General features: G+C 42.1%; 14 protein-coding genes and 1 other RNA gene. 6 read left to right on the top strand and 9 right to left on the bottom strand.

Annotation, left to right across the window (positions count from 1 at the left end):
- Nucleotides 1–398: 398 nt before the first annotated feature.
- The 5 genes from ACM0OT_RS04360 (at nucleotide 399) to ACM0OT_RS04340 (ending at nucleotide 7,913) form a co-directional block, all read left to right on the top strand.
- Nucleotides 399–1,061, top strand: a complete 663-nt coding sequence (locus tag ACM0OT_RS04360) for a general stress protein (protein ID WP_414563068.1) — start codon at nucleotides 399–401, stop codon at nucleotides 1,059–1,061.
- A gap of 247 nt (nucleotides 1,062–1,308) precedes the next feature.
- Nucleotides 1,309–2,946: a mechanosensitive ion channel family protein gene (locus ACM0OT_RS04355; RefSeq protein ID WP_414563067.1), complete on the top strand. Its 1,638-nt coding sequence runs from the start codon at nucleotides 1,309–1,311 to the stop codon at nucleotides 2,944–2,946.
- Nucleotides 2,947–2,965: 19 nt separating this feature from the next.
- On the top strand, nucleotides 2,966–4,294 hold the full coding sequence (locus tag ACM0OT_RS04350) for a DUF2254 domain-containing protein (protein ID WP_414563065.1): 1,329 nt from the start codon (nucleotides 2,966–2,968) through the stop codon (nucleotides 4,292–4,294).
- Between the two features lie 312 nt (nucleotides 4,295–4,606).
- The gene (locus ACM0OT_RS04345) at nucleotides 4,607–5,443 is read left to right on the top strand and encodes a hypothetical protein (RefSeq protein ID WP_414563063.1); all 837 of its coding nucleotides are present in this window, start codon (nucleotides 4,607–4,609) and stop codon (nucleotides 5,441–5,443) included.
- A 40-nt stretch (nucleotides 5,444–5,483) separates the two neighbouring features.
- Entirely contained in the window at nucleotides 5,484–7,913 is a 2,430-nt protein-coding gene (locus tag ACM0OT_RS04340; RefSeq protein WP_414563062.1) for a TIM-barrel domain-containing protein, read from the top strand.
- 522 nt (nucleotides 7,914–8,435) lie between these two features.
- On the opposite strand, the gene ssrA is transcribed toward ACM0OT_RS04340, so the two are convergent.
- The 3 genes from ssrA to ACM0OT_RS04325 form a co-directional block, all read right to left on the bottom strand.
- Nucleotides 8,436–8,825, bottom strand: a transfer-messenger RNA (tmRNA) gene (gene ssrA, locus ACM0OT_RS04335).
- 66 nt (nucleotides 8,826–8,891) lie between these two features.
- Entirely contained in the window at nucleotides 8,892–9,656 is a 765-nt protein-coding gene (locus tag ACM0OT_RS04330; protein ID WP_414563060.1) for a class I SAM-dependent methyltransferase, read from the bottom strand.
- A gap of 27 nt (nucleotides 9,657–9,683) precedes the next feature.
- On the bottom strand, nucleotides 9,684–10,388 hold the full coding sequence (locus ACM0OT_RS04325; RefSeq protein ID WP_414563058.1) for a cytochrome b/b6 domain-containing protein: 705 nt from the start codon (nucleotides 10,386–10,388) through the stop codon (nucleotides 9,684–9,686).
- A gap of 90 nt (nucleotides 10,389–10,478) precedes the next feature.
- Between ACM0OT_RS04325 and ACM0OT_RS04320 the strand changes: the two genes are divergently transcribed.
- On the top strand, nucleotides 10,479–10,679 hold the full coding sequence (locus ACM0OT_RS04320; RefSeq protein ID WP_414563056.1) for a hypothetical protein: 201 nt from the start codon (nucleotides 10,479–10,481) through the stop codon (nucleotides 10,677–10,679).
- Between the two features lie 255 nt (nucleotides 10,680–10,934).
- On the opposite strand, the gene ACM0OT_RS04315 is transcribed toward ACM0OT_RS04320, so the two are convergent.
- The 6 genes from ACM0OT_RS04315 to atpE all read right to left on the bottom strand — a co-directional run bounded on the left by ACM0OT_RS04315 (nucleotide 10,935) and on the right by atpE (nucleotide 15,751).
- Entirely contained in the window at nucleotides 10,935–11,882 is a 948-nt protein-coding gene (locus ACM0OT_RS04315) for a F0F1 ATP synthase subunit gamma (RefSeq protein ID WP_414563054.1), read from the bottom strand.
- A 97-nt stretch (nucleotides 11,883–11,979) separates the two neighbouring features.
- A complete protein-coding gene (atpA, locus tag ACM0OT_RS04310) occupies nucleotides 11,980–13,500 on the bottom strand; it encodes a F0F1 ATP synthase subunit alpha (RefSeq protein WP_414563052.1) in 1,521 nt (506 codons plus the stop codon).
- Nucleotides 13,501–13,658: 158 nt separating this feature from the next.
- Nucleotides 13,659–14,216 carry an ATP synthase F1 subunit delta gene (gene atpH, locus ACM0OT_RS04305; RefSeq protein WP_414544047.1) on the bottom strand — a complete coding sequence of 186 codons (558 nt, stop codon included), beginning with the start codon at nucleotides 14,214–14,216 and terminating at the stop codon, nucleotides 13,659–13,661.
- A complete protein-coding gene (locus ACM0OT_RS04300) occupies nucleotides 14,213–14,776 on the bottom strand; it encodes a F0F1 ATP synthase subunit B (RefSeq protein WP_414563050.1) in 564 nt (187 codons plus the stop codon). Before ACM0OT_RS04300 ends, atpH begins: the two co-directional genes overlap by 4 nt.
- 112 nt (nucleotides 14,777–14,888) lie before the next feature.
- Entirely contained in the window at nucleotides 14,889–15,380 is a 492-nt protein-coding gene (locus ACM0OT_RS04295; RefSeq protein ID WP_414544049.1) for a F0F1 ATP synthase subunit B', read from the bottom strand.
- A 125-nt stretch (nucleotides 15,381–15,505) separates the two neighbouring features.
- Nucleotides 15,506–15,751: an ATP synthase F0 subunit C gene (gene atpE, locus ACM0OT_RS04290; protein ID WP_010994186.1), complete on the bottom strand. Its 246-nt coding sequence runs from the start codon at nucleotides 15,749–15,751 to the stop codon at nucleotides 15,506–15,508.
- Nucleotides 15,752–15,754 lie beyond the last annotated feature (3 nt).

Below are 15,754 nucleotides of genomic sequence, written 5' to 3'. Positions count from 1 at the left end.
ACCAAGGAGACGTTGAAGAAAGTCAAAGGCGGGGTGAGGTCAAAAACCAGATTTACATGTTATTTAATTTATATTTTATAATTTAATTTATCAATAAGTCTTGCAAATATTTTAGCTTATTACCCAATACATTAAAGAATGTATTAAAGGATTTCCCCGATAAAATCTTCAGCCACATTAGCTTGAATCTGGTATGGTGCGGTCAATAACGCACCCGATAAAAGGGTTTGCAGTCATTTTTAATGATTTATGTGTACACCGTAGCTCTTCTGATGGATACAAAGCTAAACCTATAGGTTGATGAATATTTAGATCTTAGAAGACATACTAGGACGAGTATGACTACAAAAATTACCTTTGTGGCAACACATTCGTAATGATGTATGAAAGGAGGAAAAATGGTATCTCGACAATATAAGCGGGCAATTGGTACATTTGCTAATCGAGAAGCAGCTGAAGCAGCCCTGAATGAACTAAGAAGCTCAGGTTTTGTGATGGATAATGTTTCCATCTTGGCTAAAGACACAGGTAGCGATGACCAAATTGCTGGAGCTAATGTCGCAGATCGAGGTGAAACTGAGGCTCCAGAAGGTGCTGGTATTGGTGCAACCACAGGTACTGTCTTGGGCGGTCTTGGTGGCTTACTTGTAGGTCTTGAAGCTTTAATCATTCCTGGGGTCGGGCCCTTTCTGGCCGGTGGTACCATCGCAACTACCTTAGCTGGTGCTGGTATTGGTGCCGCTGCTGGTGGTATCGTGGGAGCGCTGACAGGTTTGGGTATTCCTGAAGAAGAAGCCAGAGCTTATAGTGAACGGGTATCTAAAGGAGATTACTTGGTAATCTTAGATGGATCTGCCAACGAAATTGAGAAAGCTGCGGCTATTTTAATGAGTCGGGGTATTCGTGAGTGGAGAGTACATGATATCTCTAATGAACGTGGTACTGCTAATGCTCCCGATGTAGCTCCTACTACTGCTCATCGCAATACAGAGACATACACAGATACGACTACTACCGATCCTAATGTGAAAGTGGTTGATAAAAGAGATCGAATTAGATAGTAGATTGTAACTAGCGATCGCGCTTTTAGCAAAAAACCTGAGACTAGAGTGTGCCCACGCTAAAATATAGCAACGTCTTATATCTCGATTGGGGAAGCAATTTTTATCTTCCCTACAGAGGCTAGATTTCCCGCAGATGTGAAAAATGCCTCAAAAATAAGATTCGACACTCCCACGGCTAAAAGCGCGTGGGATTCTTGTTTTATCCAGATAAAAGTTCAAGTAGTTCACTAGATACACAAAAGCAATGAATCGAAAACATCTGCGACAGTCATCAAATTCAATTAAATCTTGGATTACTACAACTTTGGTGTTTTTAATTCTCACCTTGGTGTTGATAGTTGCACCTGCACGAGTAGCAGCACAAGCACCTGTGAATATTGATGGCCTTTCGGTATTTGAAGTTGGTAGTTCTCAACAATTTACGGCCGAGGAACGGGCAGAATCAATTAATTTGCGGCTACGTCAAATTGTCTTATCTCAAGAACCAATCCAAGTTGAAATTGAGGAACGCAATCAATCTCCAACTATTGTGGTGAATGAGCAATATCTATTGACTGTTACCCAAACAGATGTCTTAGATAATAACACTCCCGAAGAACAGGCAAAAATTTGGGTGCAAAGACTAGAAGATGTGTTGTTGCAAGCTCAAAAAGAGCGCAGTGCTGGGTTTATTCGCAACTCGTTACTCATTAGTGCTGGCGTTTTAGTGATAGCAATTGCCTTGCACCAATTCTGGGGATGGCTATGGAAACGCTTTCGAAAGGCAGTTTTGCAGCGCTTCCCTATATCTTCTGATGAGGAAGAAGTTGATTCTAGTTCCTCCACAGCTCTACATTTACTGTTCACTTTTACCCTACTAGCAGGGCGGATTTGGTTATGGGTAACTGTAGCTCTCTACATTACTAATTTATTCCCCACCACGAGAATTTGGAGCTATCAGATTACTGAGCAATTGATCCAAAGCTTGACATCTCCCATCCTGACTTTGGGTCAAAGCGAATATTCAGTGATTTATTTGCTAGTTTTGTTGGTTTTAATACTGGGACTGATGATTGTAGCTGGTGCGGTCACCAATCTTTTGAGAACCAGAATTTTGCAATTGACTGGTATGGAGCGGGGCGCTCAAGAGGCGATCGCTATCATTACTAAATATACAATTATTATTATTGGTACTATTGTTTTACTACAAATCTGGGGACTGGATTTAAGTTCCCTGACAATTTTAGCTAGTGCTTTGGGTGTAGGGATTGGTTTTGGTTTTCAAGACATCGCCAAAAACTTTGGTAGTGGTTTGATTTTACTGTTTGAACGCCCCATTCAAGTCGGTGATTTTATCCAGGTGGGTGATATAGAAGGTTCAGTAGAACGCATTGGTGGTCGCAGTACCATACTGCGAACGGTAGATCAAATTTCCATTATTGTGCCCAATTCGCGTTTCCTGGAAGATCAAGTGATCAATTGGAGCTATAAAAACCCAGTTTCCCGGCTGAGAATCCCTGTGACTGTGGCTTATGGTTCCGATATCAGTGCAGTCAAATCGGCTTTACAGGGAGCCACTAAAGGACAAACGGGAGTTTTATCGGTTCCTCCGCCAACGATATTTTTTACTGGTTTTGGTGAAAGTGCTTTGAATTTTGTCCTCCTGGTTTGGACTGCTCAACCAAGCCAACAATATTTGATTAAAAGTAATTTATATTTTCGCATTGAAGAACTTTTCCGACAATATAATATCAAAATTCCTTTTCCTCAGAGAGATTTGCACGTCCGTTCGGGAAATTTGCCTTTAGAGTTATCGCCGGAATTAGAAGCAACTTTACGACAAATATCTGATAATCTCCAGAATAATTATGGTGGTAAAAATAACTCCAAGGGCAATTTTTGAACTCCAAAAATCATAAATCATGAAAAATGTCAAGTTAGTCAAGGTTTGGGACGCACTTCATACTAGCTACTGGTTTTTGCCAGGAATCTTGGCAATAAGTTCGATAATTTTAGCAGTGGTAACGTTGACTCTTGACCACATCATTGATTTTAATGATTGGGATTGGTTGTACGCAGGTGGCCCCGAAGGATCAAGAGCAGTACTTTCGGCGATCGCCAGTTCGATGATTAGTGTTACGGCTACATCTTTTTCTATTACCATTGTGGCTATGCAACTAGCTTCTTCCACTTTTGGGCCTAGGCTGTTGCGTAATTTTATGAAAGATACAGGCAATCAAATTGTTCTGGGTGTATTTATTGGCACGTTTATATATTCCTTGCTGGTACTGCGTGCCATTTATAATGAAGACTTCGATTTGTTTGTGCCTCATCTTTCTGTCACCGTTGGTCTTGCTCTAGCGATTCTTAGTATTGGCGTACTTATTTACTTTATTCATCATGCATCAACAATTATTCAAGTATCACATGTACTGCAAAGTGTGAGTGACGATTTAGATAAAGCGATTGAGCGATTATTTCCTGAAAAAATTGGTGTTAATCCTCAAGCAGATCAACCATATAGAGAAGATATTCCACCAGATTTTTCATTGCAGGCTTACCCCATTAAAAATAATAAAAATGGTTATTTGCAAGCAATTAATAATGAAAAATTGATGGAGATTGCCCGTCAATATGATCTTTTAGTACATGTTAAATTTCGACCGGGCAACTTTGTTGTTAAGGGTAGTGAATTAGTCATGGTTTGGCCTGGGGTACGAGTAAATAATAAGCTGAAGCAGCAACTACAACAAATATTTATTATAGGAAAAGAACGTACAGAACAGCAGGATATAGAGTTTCCTATACAACAGTTAGTGGAAATTGCTCTACGTGCTATTTCTCCGGGAATTAATGATCCTTTCACTGCTATTCGGTGTATTGACCGATTGAGTGCAGGACTATGTTATCTAGTACAAAGGCAGTTTCCCTCATCCTATCGCTACGATTATGACAACCAATTGAGGGTGATGGTTCCATCCTTAGATTTTGAGGGCATAGTCGATCAAGCCTTTAACCAAATTAGACAATATAGCAATTCTGACGCTGCTGTAACAATTCGTTTACTAGAAGCGATCGCCTTGGTTGCTACTCATACCCAAAATCCTCAATATCGAGAAGTGTTGCGGCGACATGCTGACATGATTGAACGTGGTAGCCATGAAGGTTTACCAGAATCACAAGACCGCAAGGATGTCTACAGAAAATACGATGATGTTATTCAATCCTTGGCAGCAAACTATGAAATGTAGAAAATGATTCAGCGATTTTATCTTTCTTAAGGTAGACAAAGAATAATCAAATAGATAGAAGAGAAGATAATTTTCCTTGTTTATAATAGGACAATGCTTATAACTACCTATAAAAATCAAAAGATTTTTTTGTTGCAGAACTGTCAAAATGTCCAACAAAAAAGACTTTCTCATGATTTAGGTAGTTTATATATCTCTGGTTTATTTACTACATCTTCATAATTTATTTAATGAGATGTAAATAAATCAACTATGAGCAAAATTGGTGTATCTAATTTGCAGATAAAAAGTAGAAAAAAAGAGGAGTGTTTTATGGTGAATAAACTGAATAAAAATCAATCTACAAGCTGGACAAATAAACTATGGAAATCTAAAGGTGCTGCTGTTCTCATTTTGGGAACACTGCTAGTTTCTGCTTGTGAGAATGTAGTACCTGAAGCAACTGCGCCTGAAGAACCAGGAAACGTTACCACTGAACAAGTGTCAGATCGTACAGAAGAATTGATTGGACAAACCGTAACTGTCAGAAGTGAACCAGAGAATATGGTAAGTCCTACCACCTTTACCATTGGGGACGATAAATTGTTTGGTAGTGATAACGTCCTCGTTGTCAACGCTACAGGTGAACCTTTGACTATTCCTGAAGGTCAAAATATAGAAATTCAAGCCACAGGGACAGTTCGCAGATTTAACCTGGCAGAAATTAATCAAGAGTACAAATTAAATTTGCAGCCAAACGTATACAGTGAATACGAAAATCAACCTACTATCATTGCTCAGTCGTTGGCATTAGCACCTAAACCCGGTGATATCACTTCCGACCCTACCTTCTACTATGGCAAAACTTTAGCAGTGGCAGGTGAAGTGGCAGATGTGAAAAACCAAGCTTCATTTGCTTTAGATGATGACCAATTATTAGGGGGAGAAAATTTACTTGTACTGCATACGCAAGCACAGCCACAAGCGAGTGTAAATGATGGAGAAGATGTTGTTGTCACTGGTGTACTACGTCCGTTTGTCGTCGCTGAACTAGAACGAGATTACGACTTGACCTGGGATTTAAATTTGCAGAGACAATTAGAAGCTGAATATAGCAACAAACCTGTGTTAGTTGCTACAGGCGTTTATCCATCGGCAGTTGACCAATAAAAAACAGTTGCCAATTTCCTCCAATTCCCATAATTAGGTTATGAATTTTTGGAAACAAGCATTATTAAACCTGCGCTTAATCAAATTGCGACGGTTTCTTGGTTCATTTTTCTATCCTTTGCAACGTGACTTTTTAGAGCGCCAGTTTCAAAGTTCCGGGGAAGTGTTTGGGGAAATTGGCAATATTCTTGACACTGAAGCTACCTCAACAGGTGGAAAGTTTTGCTTTCAGAATGTGCAGCTAGAAATTTGTTTTCTGACGGCAGATTTAGTTCGCATTGATTGGCAACCGGGAGTACTTCCTATTCCCTATGCGATCGCCTGTTGTGATTGGCCAGCAGTTGACGTAAAATTTCAAGCAGTAGGCGATGATCGCTGGATGATTTCCAGTACAGCAATCAAGGTAATTATTGGTGTCAACGGTAGTTTAGAATTTCAAAACGCCCAAGGGGAAATTATCAAAGAAGAATTACCTCCCCAACAAAAAACCTCTGGTTGGTTACATCAATCTAAATTACGAGATGAAGAACATATCTATGGGTTAGGCGAACGGGCGGCCCCTCTCAACCTCCGCACATCACCCCAAACCAGCAGTTACTTGATGTGGAACTACGACGCTGGCGGTAAGTACGGCCCAGGAACAGACCCACTGTATCTTTGCATTCCCCTCTACTTGGGTTTACATAACTCTGGTAGTTATTTAATTTTCTACGAAAATACCTATCACGCTACATTTAGTTTTAATGGTTACGCGGCTGCTGACTTTGCTGGAGGTGCGCTGCGTTATTACTTCAGTATCGGCTCACCAGCCCAATTAATAGACCGCTATACAGAATTAACGGGTCGCCCAGCCCTACCACCTCGGTGGGTATTAGGATATCATCAATCACGTTGGGGCTATGAAACTGAAACCGCAGTCAGAGAAGCTGCGGAAGGATTTATCACCCATGATTTACCTTTGAGTGCGATTCACTTAGATATTGACTGTCAAGATGGATTTCGCGCTTTTACCATTGACCCTGACCGTTTCCCCAAGTTAGCTGATTTTAACCGAGATTTGGTAGCCAGGGGAGTACATTTAATTGCGATCATTAATCCTGGTGTCAAAGCTGACCGCAAGAGTGAATTGTTTGAAGAAGGAAAGGCACAGGATGTATTTTGTAAGCTCTCCAATGGCAAAATGATCATTGCCCCTGTGTGGCCGGGAATGTGCGCCTTTCCCGATTTCACTAACCCCCAAGCCCGTCACTGGTGGAGTCGGCAGTATGAATATCTCCTAGATTTAGGCTTTAGTGGCTTTTGGCATGATATGAATGAGCCGGGAATCTTTGTTTTATGGGGAGATCCCAGTTTACCACCACATTCCACTCAGCATTTGATGGAAGGTAGAGGTGGTAATCATTTAGAGGCACATAATATCTATGGATTACTGCAAGCTCAGGCAGGCTACGAAGCATTAAGTCAGTATCAACCACAACACCGTCCTTTTATAGTTTCACGTGCAGGGTGGGCAGGTTTACAACGTTATGCCTGGACTTGGACAGGAGATATTGAAACTAGTTGGTCAGGATTACGCCAAACCATTCCCACAGTCATCAACTTGGGTCTATCAGGGATTCCTTACAGTGGCCCAGATATTGGCGGATTTAAAGGCGACCCTAGCGAGGAACTGTATTTACGCTGGTTTCAAATGTCATGTTTTTTACCATTTTTTCGCACTCATTCTGCCAACAATGTCAAGCCGCGCACTCCTTGGACTTTTGGTGAACCAACTTTGAGTATTGTTAGAGAATTTTTACATCTGCGCTATCGGCTTTTGCCTTATTTATATACCCTCGCTTGGGAAGCAACACAAACAGGACATCCCCTAGTGCGTCCACTTTTCTGGGCTGACAGCGAAAATCAGCAGCTTTGGGGTGTGGAAGATGCGTTTTTATTAGGCGATGCTCTTTTGGTTGCACCTATTGTTGAAGAAGGGGCTACTTCACGGACAGTCTTTTTACCCCAAGGACATTGGTATGACTTCTGGAATGATAACTTGTGGGAAGGTGCCAAACAGGTGAATTTTGCAGCCCCAAGGGAAGAAATACCTGTATTAGTTAAGGCTGGAAGTATTCTCCCAACTGAAGCAGATGGAAAATTAACTTTGCATATCTACCCACCCGTTAACTTAACTGGTGGAGGTCGAATTTATAGTGATGCTGGTGATGGGTATGGCTCGTGGCGATTAGATGAATTTTATATTGAAGGCGATCGCCATCATTTAGAAATTATCTGGCAGCAACAGGGAAATTATGCTTTTCCTGACAATACAGTGCGTCTCCAGGTTCATGGAGTAGAAATTCAAAAAGCCTGGGTAGACGGTGAAGAATTTCATTGTCAAGGAAATTATTTAGAAATTGAGCAATTTCAGCGAGTTTGCTTACAGGCAAAAACTACCTCAAATGAGGCAATAATAAGCGAAATTTGATGCCAAATAGGGAATTAGCAAAGGTCAAATCTGCTTAATTAGTCGCAAGCTTTCACAAACTGGGTTTTGGCAGCGGCGAATTTTTAGGCGTAGTTGTACCACTCTCTTCAGGGTTCTAATGTGGCAATAACTGTCATCTTCACGCCACTTCGCTGGACTACAATTATGACAGTCTTGTTGTACACACTCCCAGACTGTTTTTGATGCAGTTTCCGGCTTGGGTCTTCTCCTGGCCATTTAGCACCCCTATTGAAATTTTCTGTTTTGTTAGCTTACCTGAAATTTTTGTTTTTCTAGCTAGTTTTGTCACATTAGCAATGAAAACATACATCAGTCGTTGCTCATTGGTCAATAGCACTAAAAACTGATACCAAAACTACGCATCCCACGACTGTAGATGAAAACGAGCTAATTACAATGCTTTTACAGCTGTGTGATTAGTTAAAATTCTTAACTTTTATATATGTAAAATCAAAATCCACCTAAACATATAACTGCTTGGTGGATTTGTTTTTAGTTATTTAGTGGATCCGAGCAGAGTCGAACTGCTGTCCAAATTGGGTATTTACCCCCCGCTCATTCACAGGTTTAGCCTTTCTGACCCTCAAGGCGGGAATCGTTCATTATCCCGAACGTAGGATGCTCTGATTAATTCTTAGCTAACAAGCCAATCAGAGAACACTTGTTAGAGCGTCCGTTGGGGGTTGGTCTTCAATCCTTAACGGAGTCAAATCGAAGACGCTCGAACCTATAAGAGGTTTTTATGCAACTGCTAAAGCAGGCTTACGAGCAAAGCTAACGATGTTATTCGCATTTACTTTTTTTTTGAGCCTTTGATTTCCGAGAGGAGACTCACTCTCGACCTGAATCACAGAGTAGCGTTCGCCAACCTGTCGAAACCGTTACGGACCCATGTCTTTATATTTCAATTATAATACTTGGTTGGGGAAATGTGTGGTGTGGCGAAAAAATTTGAGTTCATGCCAGTGTTGCGGAAAAACACAGGGTATCTTGATACGAGGTTGGCTGTACTCCTTCAGTATAATTAGCACACAAAGTTATATCTTTATAGCCGTTATTTTGTAATAACATGATAAATTCATCGCGCCCGAACCAATGCAGGGGAAAGTGTTGTAACTCTGTGGCTATGAGTTGACCGTTTTGCCATTTTTCGTAGCGAATGATAGTTTTATTCAGTTGATTGAGCCAATCTATCTGAGATGTAGATTGCAGTAGAATGATTGATCCATCAGGGCAGGTAATAGGCGATCGCTGTTGCACGATGTTCTCTGTTTTAAAATCTTCAATAGGTATTTCCAAGTCGATATAGATACGCCCCTGCGGTTCTAAGTGCCGCTTAAAAGCTTGTAGTGCTGCAACAGCAGCATCTCGCTTTTCTAATAACATGAATGAGCCAAAGGCAACGATAATGGCGTTAAACTTGCCATGTAAATCAAGATTTTCCACACTACCTTGATACAAAGAGGGATTTAGCCACCTGGCTGCACAGTGCTTTTGACAAATAGCCAGCATATCTGGTGAAGCATCAATTCCCTCAATATTTATCCCAGCCTCTAATAATGGTATGAGTAATCTTCCCGTCCCTACCATGACCTCAAGAATTCTGCCACCAATTTGAGAAAGATGGCGAATGTAATAGGGAACATCGGGGTAATTTCCATCTATAGGCTTGGTGATGTCATAAGCCTCTGTACACAAAGGCCCATATGTTGTCATTGTCATTGTTTATGGGGAAATGGGAGTTGGCAATTACTTAAATAATGGAATAATCCAGGCAGCAACAATGCTGATGAGAATAGCTGATTCTAGTAACACCAGAGTATGCGAAGATTGAAACCAGTTCGACCAGGAACCTTGCCAGAGACTTGACCACCATTGAGAGATATGGGCAGACCAGAAAGTAGGACTATCTTTGTCACGAAATTGCCAATTGAGCATGGATAGCAGTAACGGAACTCCACCAACTTTGGCATTGATCAACAGGTGAAGGGCGATGGCCACCACCATAATCACCCATGCAATTAAGTGAGCATAATACCAGACATGATTTAATTCCCCTTGTGGCAACCATATTTCATCCATCATCTTGCCGCTAAATAACGCAAAGGTTAAAGCCAGGAGGGCAAAGGTATTTGTCAAGCGGTTTAATGTATACCACCAAATAGGTTTACCAACCTGAACTAATTTAGTCAACGAATCAGGCTGAATCAGTCGCTTCTGACCCCTATGGAATGCATAAAGTACAAAGGCAGGAAATATCAGTAAGGTAAATAATCCAAAAGTTCCATGTAAGCCTTCAATTTCTCGATAGGAAGGCAATGGAATTCTTCCCCAGCGCGCATCATAGGTATCGTACGTCCAGAAAGCCGTTAGAATTGCAGCTACTAAAAACAGACCAGTGATTCCATGCACAATGCGAAGGAGGAGTGGCTGATAGGGTCGAGTCAATTTCATGTAAAGATACAAATTGATTTTACAACTTGAGATGGATTAACTTCTGAAAAATTTGTTTTATAAAAATACATTAAATCGAGGAATTAAGTTATGTTTAATCACTCTTTACTATCTGACATATCTTTAGAACAACAAGAAATTTTATGCGGGGGAACAAATTCTAGCAATAATGAAGATGATGATTTTGATAAATTTAAAGATAAGGATAAATTGAAAAATAAAAATATTACAAATTTTATGATTCTTCAAAAAGATATAAGGGGACCGGTGAACATAAAGGTATCTCTTTAATCAAAATCCCAGTCAAATAATGCGCGGATTTGAGATTTTGGAATGACTCCGCAGATAAATCTGGGAGTTTGTACCATTAAGAAAATATGGGACATAACATATTATTGCATCTCAATAATTATGCTGTTGATTATTTATGCTATGTGAATAGATTTACTAATAGTTCAAAATTCCAAATACTAAAAATAGCCAATTGCTAATAATCTGTACGACTAGCAATCAGCTATTTTTTTAAACTAAACAATTAACAATTCCCTAAGTTAGTGCTTCAGCACCGCCCACAACCTCTAAGAGTTCTTGGGTAATAGCGGCTTGTCTTGCTTTGTTATAAGACAAGGACAGAGATTTAATCAATTCACCGGCATTGTCGCTGGCATTGTTCATTGCTGTCATCCGCGCTGCTAGTTCACTGGCTGCTGATTCCTGTAGCGCTCGTAATAGTTGGTTACTGAGATACAAGGGCAACAGAGAATCCAGAATCTGCACTGGGTCTTGTTCAAAAATCATGTCACGGGGCAAAGGCCGGGCTGTACTGGTCACTTTTTGCCGTTCGACTTCAAATTGACCGCCACGAGTTGTGAGGCGGAATATTTCATCATCTGCGGCTTCTAGACCTTGAGGATCTAAAGGAAGCAGAGTTTGCACCACAGGGCGGGAGCTAACCAAGGAGACGAATCTGGTATAAATTAACTCAATGCGATCTACATTTTCTGAGAGGAACAAAGAAAGTAGTTGATCGGCAATTTCTGTAGCTTCTGCTGCTGTAGGAATTTGCTCTAAGCCAGTGTAGGTACCATCGATGGGTTGTTCCCGACGTTGGAAATACTGGATGGCTTTGCGCCCTACCAGTACATATTTGTAATTTACACCTTCGGCTTGGAGTTCCTTGGCGCGGTTTTCGGCACGACGGATCACATTAGTGTTGTAACCGCCACACAAACCGCGATCGCCTGAAATTACCAATAATCCTACTGTCTTAACTTCCCGTTTTTTCAGTAGTGGCAAATCTACATCTTCAAACCGCAGACGAGTTTGCAAGCCATACAGTACTTGTGCCAAGCGATCGGCAAAGGGACGAGTAGCAGTTACTTGTTCTTGGGCGCGACGTACCCGAGCGGCCGCTACCAGCCGCATGGCTTCTGTAATTTTTTTGGTGTTTTTGACCGACTGAATGCGATCGCGTATTGCTTTGAGATTGGCCATATTCTTAAGTTCTGAGTCCCTAGTCAATAGTCAAATGTCAACAGTCAATAGCCATTAAGTGTTTCCCAATGACTCATGACTATTGACCAATGACTAATTACGCTGTTGCTTGGAAGGTCTTTTTGTATTCTACGAGTGCTTCCTTCAAGGCTGTCTCTTCTTCGTCACCCAGTACTTTTTTGCTCTTTACGGAGTCAGTGTACTGAGGCTTACCTGTTTTTAAGTACTCTCTTAAACCTTTGGTAAAGGTAGTAACTTTCTCTACAGGCACATCATCCATATAGCCATTGATACCAGCATATAGAATTGCTACTTGCTCGTATACTGACAGGGGAGCATTTTGTGGCTGCTTGAGCAATTCCCGCAATCTTTGACCACGTGCCAATTGGTCTTGGGTAGCTTTATCCAAGTCAGAAGCAAATTGAGCAAAGGCTTGCAGGTCGTCAAACTGGGCTAGTTCCAATTTCACTTTACCGGCAACTTTTTTCATGGCCTTGGTTTGTGCTGCCGAACCCACACGGGATACAGAAATACCAGGGTTTACAGCCGGACGAATACCAGCGTTAAACAAGTCAGATGACAAGAATATCTGACCATCGGTAATCGAAATTACGTTGGTGGGGATATATGCCGAAACGTCACCAGCTTGGGTTTCGATGATTGGTAGCGCAGTCATACTGCCTTTACCCAATTCATCACTGAGTTTAGCGGCTCTTTCCAACAAGCGGGAGTGGATGAAGAATACATCTCCAGGGTAAGCTTCCCGTCCGGGTGGCCGACGTAGCAATAGGGACATTTGGCGATAAGCTTGGGCTTGCTTGGAAAGGTCATCATAAACCACCAAGGTAGCTTTGCCTTTGTACATAAAGTACTCAGCGATAGTTGCCCCGGTGTAGGGAGCTAGGTACTGTAGTGTAGCTGGTTCACTGGCACTAGCGGCAACAACTACGGTATAGTCCATTGCGCCTTTTTCTTGTAAGGTTTGGACCACGTTAGCCACAGTGGATGCTTTTTGGCCAATGGCAACGTAGACACAAATTACATCTTCACCTTTCTGGTTGATGATGGTGTCAATGGCGATCGCAGTTTTGCCTGTTTGACGGTCACCAATGATCAATTCCCGTTGTCCCCGACCAATGGGAATCATGGAGTCGATGGCTGTAATACCCGTTTGCATGGGTTCGTGTACAGACCGACGGGCAATGATACCAGGTGCTGGAGATTCAATCAAACGGCTATCGCTAGTTTTGATGTCTCCTTTACCGTCAATGGCCACACCCAAGGCATCGACAACCCGTCCAATTAGGGCTTCACCTACGGGAACCTGAGCAATTCTGCCGGTAGCAGTTACAGAGCTACCTTCTTGAATGTTCAGACCTTGACCCATCAACACCGCACCCACGTTATCTTCTTCTAAGTTCTGGGCGATGCCGATTGTGCCATCTTCAAATTCTAATAGTTCCCCAGCCATAGCCTTTTCTAGACCATAGATCCGGGCAATACCGTCACCCACTTGCAGGACGGTACCAACATTAGCAACTTTGACCTCTTGGTCGTATTGCTCGATTTGCTGCTGAATAATGCTGCTGATTTCGTCAGGTCTAATTGAAATACTCATGTGTCTATCTTTTTTGCGTTCGAGACGGAAAAACAGGTTAGGGAGTGGGGAGTGGGGAGTAGGGAGTGGGGAAAACTTTTCTCGTTTCCCTTTTCCTTTAATTTTCTCATCTCCCTCCAAGTTACCAGCACAGCCAGAAAACTCTAGAAGTAGCGTAATTACGAATTACTAGCTAAACGTAAAGAAAGGCGGCGTAACTGACCTCTTAAACTGGCATCAATTACCTGCGAGCCTACTTTAATGATCACACCACCAATTAACTCGCTGTCTATCTTAGTTTCTAACTCTACCTGGCGAGCATCAGTGATAGCGAGAACTTTTTCCACTACCGCTTGCTGTTGAGTTTCTGATAGAGGAACTGCTGAAGTCACTTCTGCTAATACGGTTTGATTCAGTTGCCGCAACAACGCCAAATATTGCTGGAGGATTGCTTCTAAGAAAACAATGCGTCGTTTGTCTACCAGCAACAACAAAAAGTTGCGGAGGTAGGGGTTAGCACTTTCACCAAGTATTTGTTTGATGGCAGCTTTTTTGCTCTCACCCTGAATAAAGGGATTGCCGATAAAGCTTTGTAGCTGCTGGTTCTCCGATAGCAGACTCCGCAAAGTCCGCGCATCTTCGCCGAACTCTTCTGTCAAGTTTTTTGATTGCGCGATGGATAACATTGCCTGTGCGTAAGGCTGGGCTATTTCAGCTGTTGCTACCTTACTTGTCATACTTCGCCTCCCAGTTGTGCGATGCTACGTTCAATCAAAATTTGTTGAGCATCGTCGGCTATGCCGCTTTTTAGTTCCGACTCGACTTTTTGCAATGCTTGAACAACTACCCGCTGTCGCAACTGAGCGATCGCTTTATCTAGTTCTGTACTCAAGTCAGCTGCTCCTGCGGCTTGCAAGCGCTCAATGTCTACAGCCGCTTGGGCTAAAATAGCTTCGCCGGCAGCTTGAGCATTTTCTTGGGCTGCTGCTTTGATTCTTTCAGCTTCTGCTTGAGCTTGTGCTAGTTTTTGCTGCGCTTCTTTCAGTTGCTGTGCAGCTTGGGCGGCACGTTGTTCTGCATTCTTAATTGCTGTTTCAATATTTTCCCGGCGAGTTGTCAGGGTTTTACCCAGAACTTTCCGACCAAATACAAACAGCACAGTAATAATAATGGCCAGGTTAATGAGGTTAGTGTCAAAAATATCTGTATTTAGACCAAAACCACCATTCCCGGCTTCCTCCGCCAATTCACTTGCGACGGCGCTGGCTTCTGCCATCAACAGTAAAAAAGTCCCCATGATTTTTCATCCACAACTGCGCTGCCAAGGCTTAACATTACTGACGCCGCCAATTGTTACTTAGCAAAGGCGTCTTTACAATGTCACTTAATGATTCCAACCTACGTTTGAGTTAGCGCCGACTTGCTAAATCTGCTCCTAAAAGCTTTTCTAGTATTTGGCGACTCAGAGCATCTACTTGTTGCTCCAATGAAGCAAAAGCTTGTTGTTTTTGCTGCTCTATTTCACTAGAGGCTTGTTCTCTTTGAACTTGGGCTTCTTGTTGGGCAGCTGCTATTTTCTGAGCAGCGATTTTTTGCGCCTCGGCTTGAGCATCAGCAATAATTGTTTGAGCTTGCCGTCTAGCTCCTGCTAAATCTTGCTCGTATTGCTGTGCCAATTTCTCAGTTTTTGACAAGCGTTCTTGTGCTTCTAATTGATTGTTACGGATATATTCATTCCGGCCATCAATAGCATTGCCCAATGGTTTGTATAGTGTTGCATTCAACACTATAGCTAAAATTAAAAACTGAATTGCCATTAAGGGCAGGGTAGCATCTAGATCGAATAGCCCCCCTTCTTTGGCAACCTCTTCTACAGCTAATAAGGTGATCCAGTGTGTCATGGTTGCTAATTCTTAATCTACTTTGTTAGTCCTGAGTCCTGAGTTACGAGTTATGAGTTATGAGCTAAACTCTTAACTCCTAACTCTTAACTCCTAATTTGTTTTACTCAGCACCCAGTACTGAATTATGCGAAGGGGTTAGCAAACAGTAGCACTAGAGCAACCACTAGACCGTAGATGGTTAGCGCTTCCATGAATGCCAAGCTTAACAGCAATGTACCGCGAATTTTGCCTTCTGCTTCTGGCTGACGAGCAATACCTTCTACAGCTTGTCCGGCTGCATTACCTTGACCAATACCAGGGCCGATTGCAGCCAAACCAACAGCTAGAGCAGCAGCTAAAACGGAAGCAGCAGAAACCAATGGATCCATGAT

Source organism: Anabaena sp. CCY 9613 (genome assembly GCF_963920895.1).
In the GTDB taxonomy this organism is placed as follows: Bacteria; Cyanobacteriota; Cyanobacteriia; order Cyanobacteriales; family Nostocaceae; genus Cyanocohniella.
Note: the sequence above shows the minus strand (reverse complement) of the source record. Positions and strands in the feature narration are given on the sequence as shown.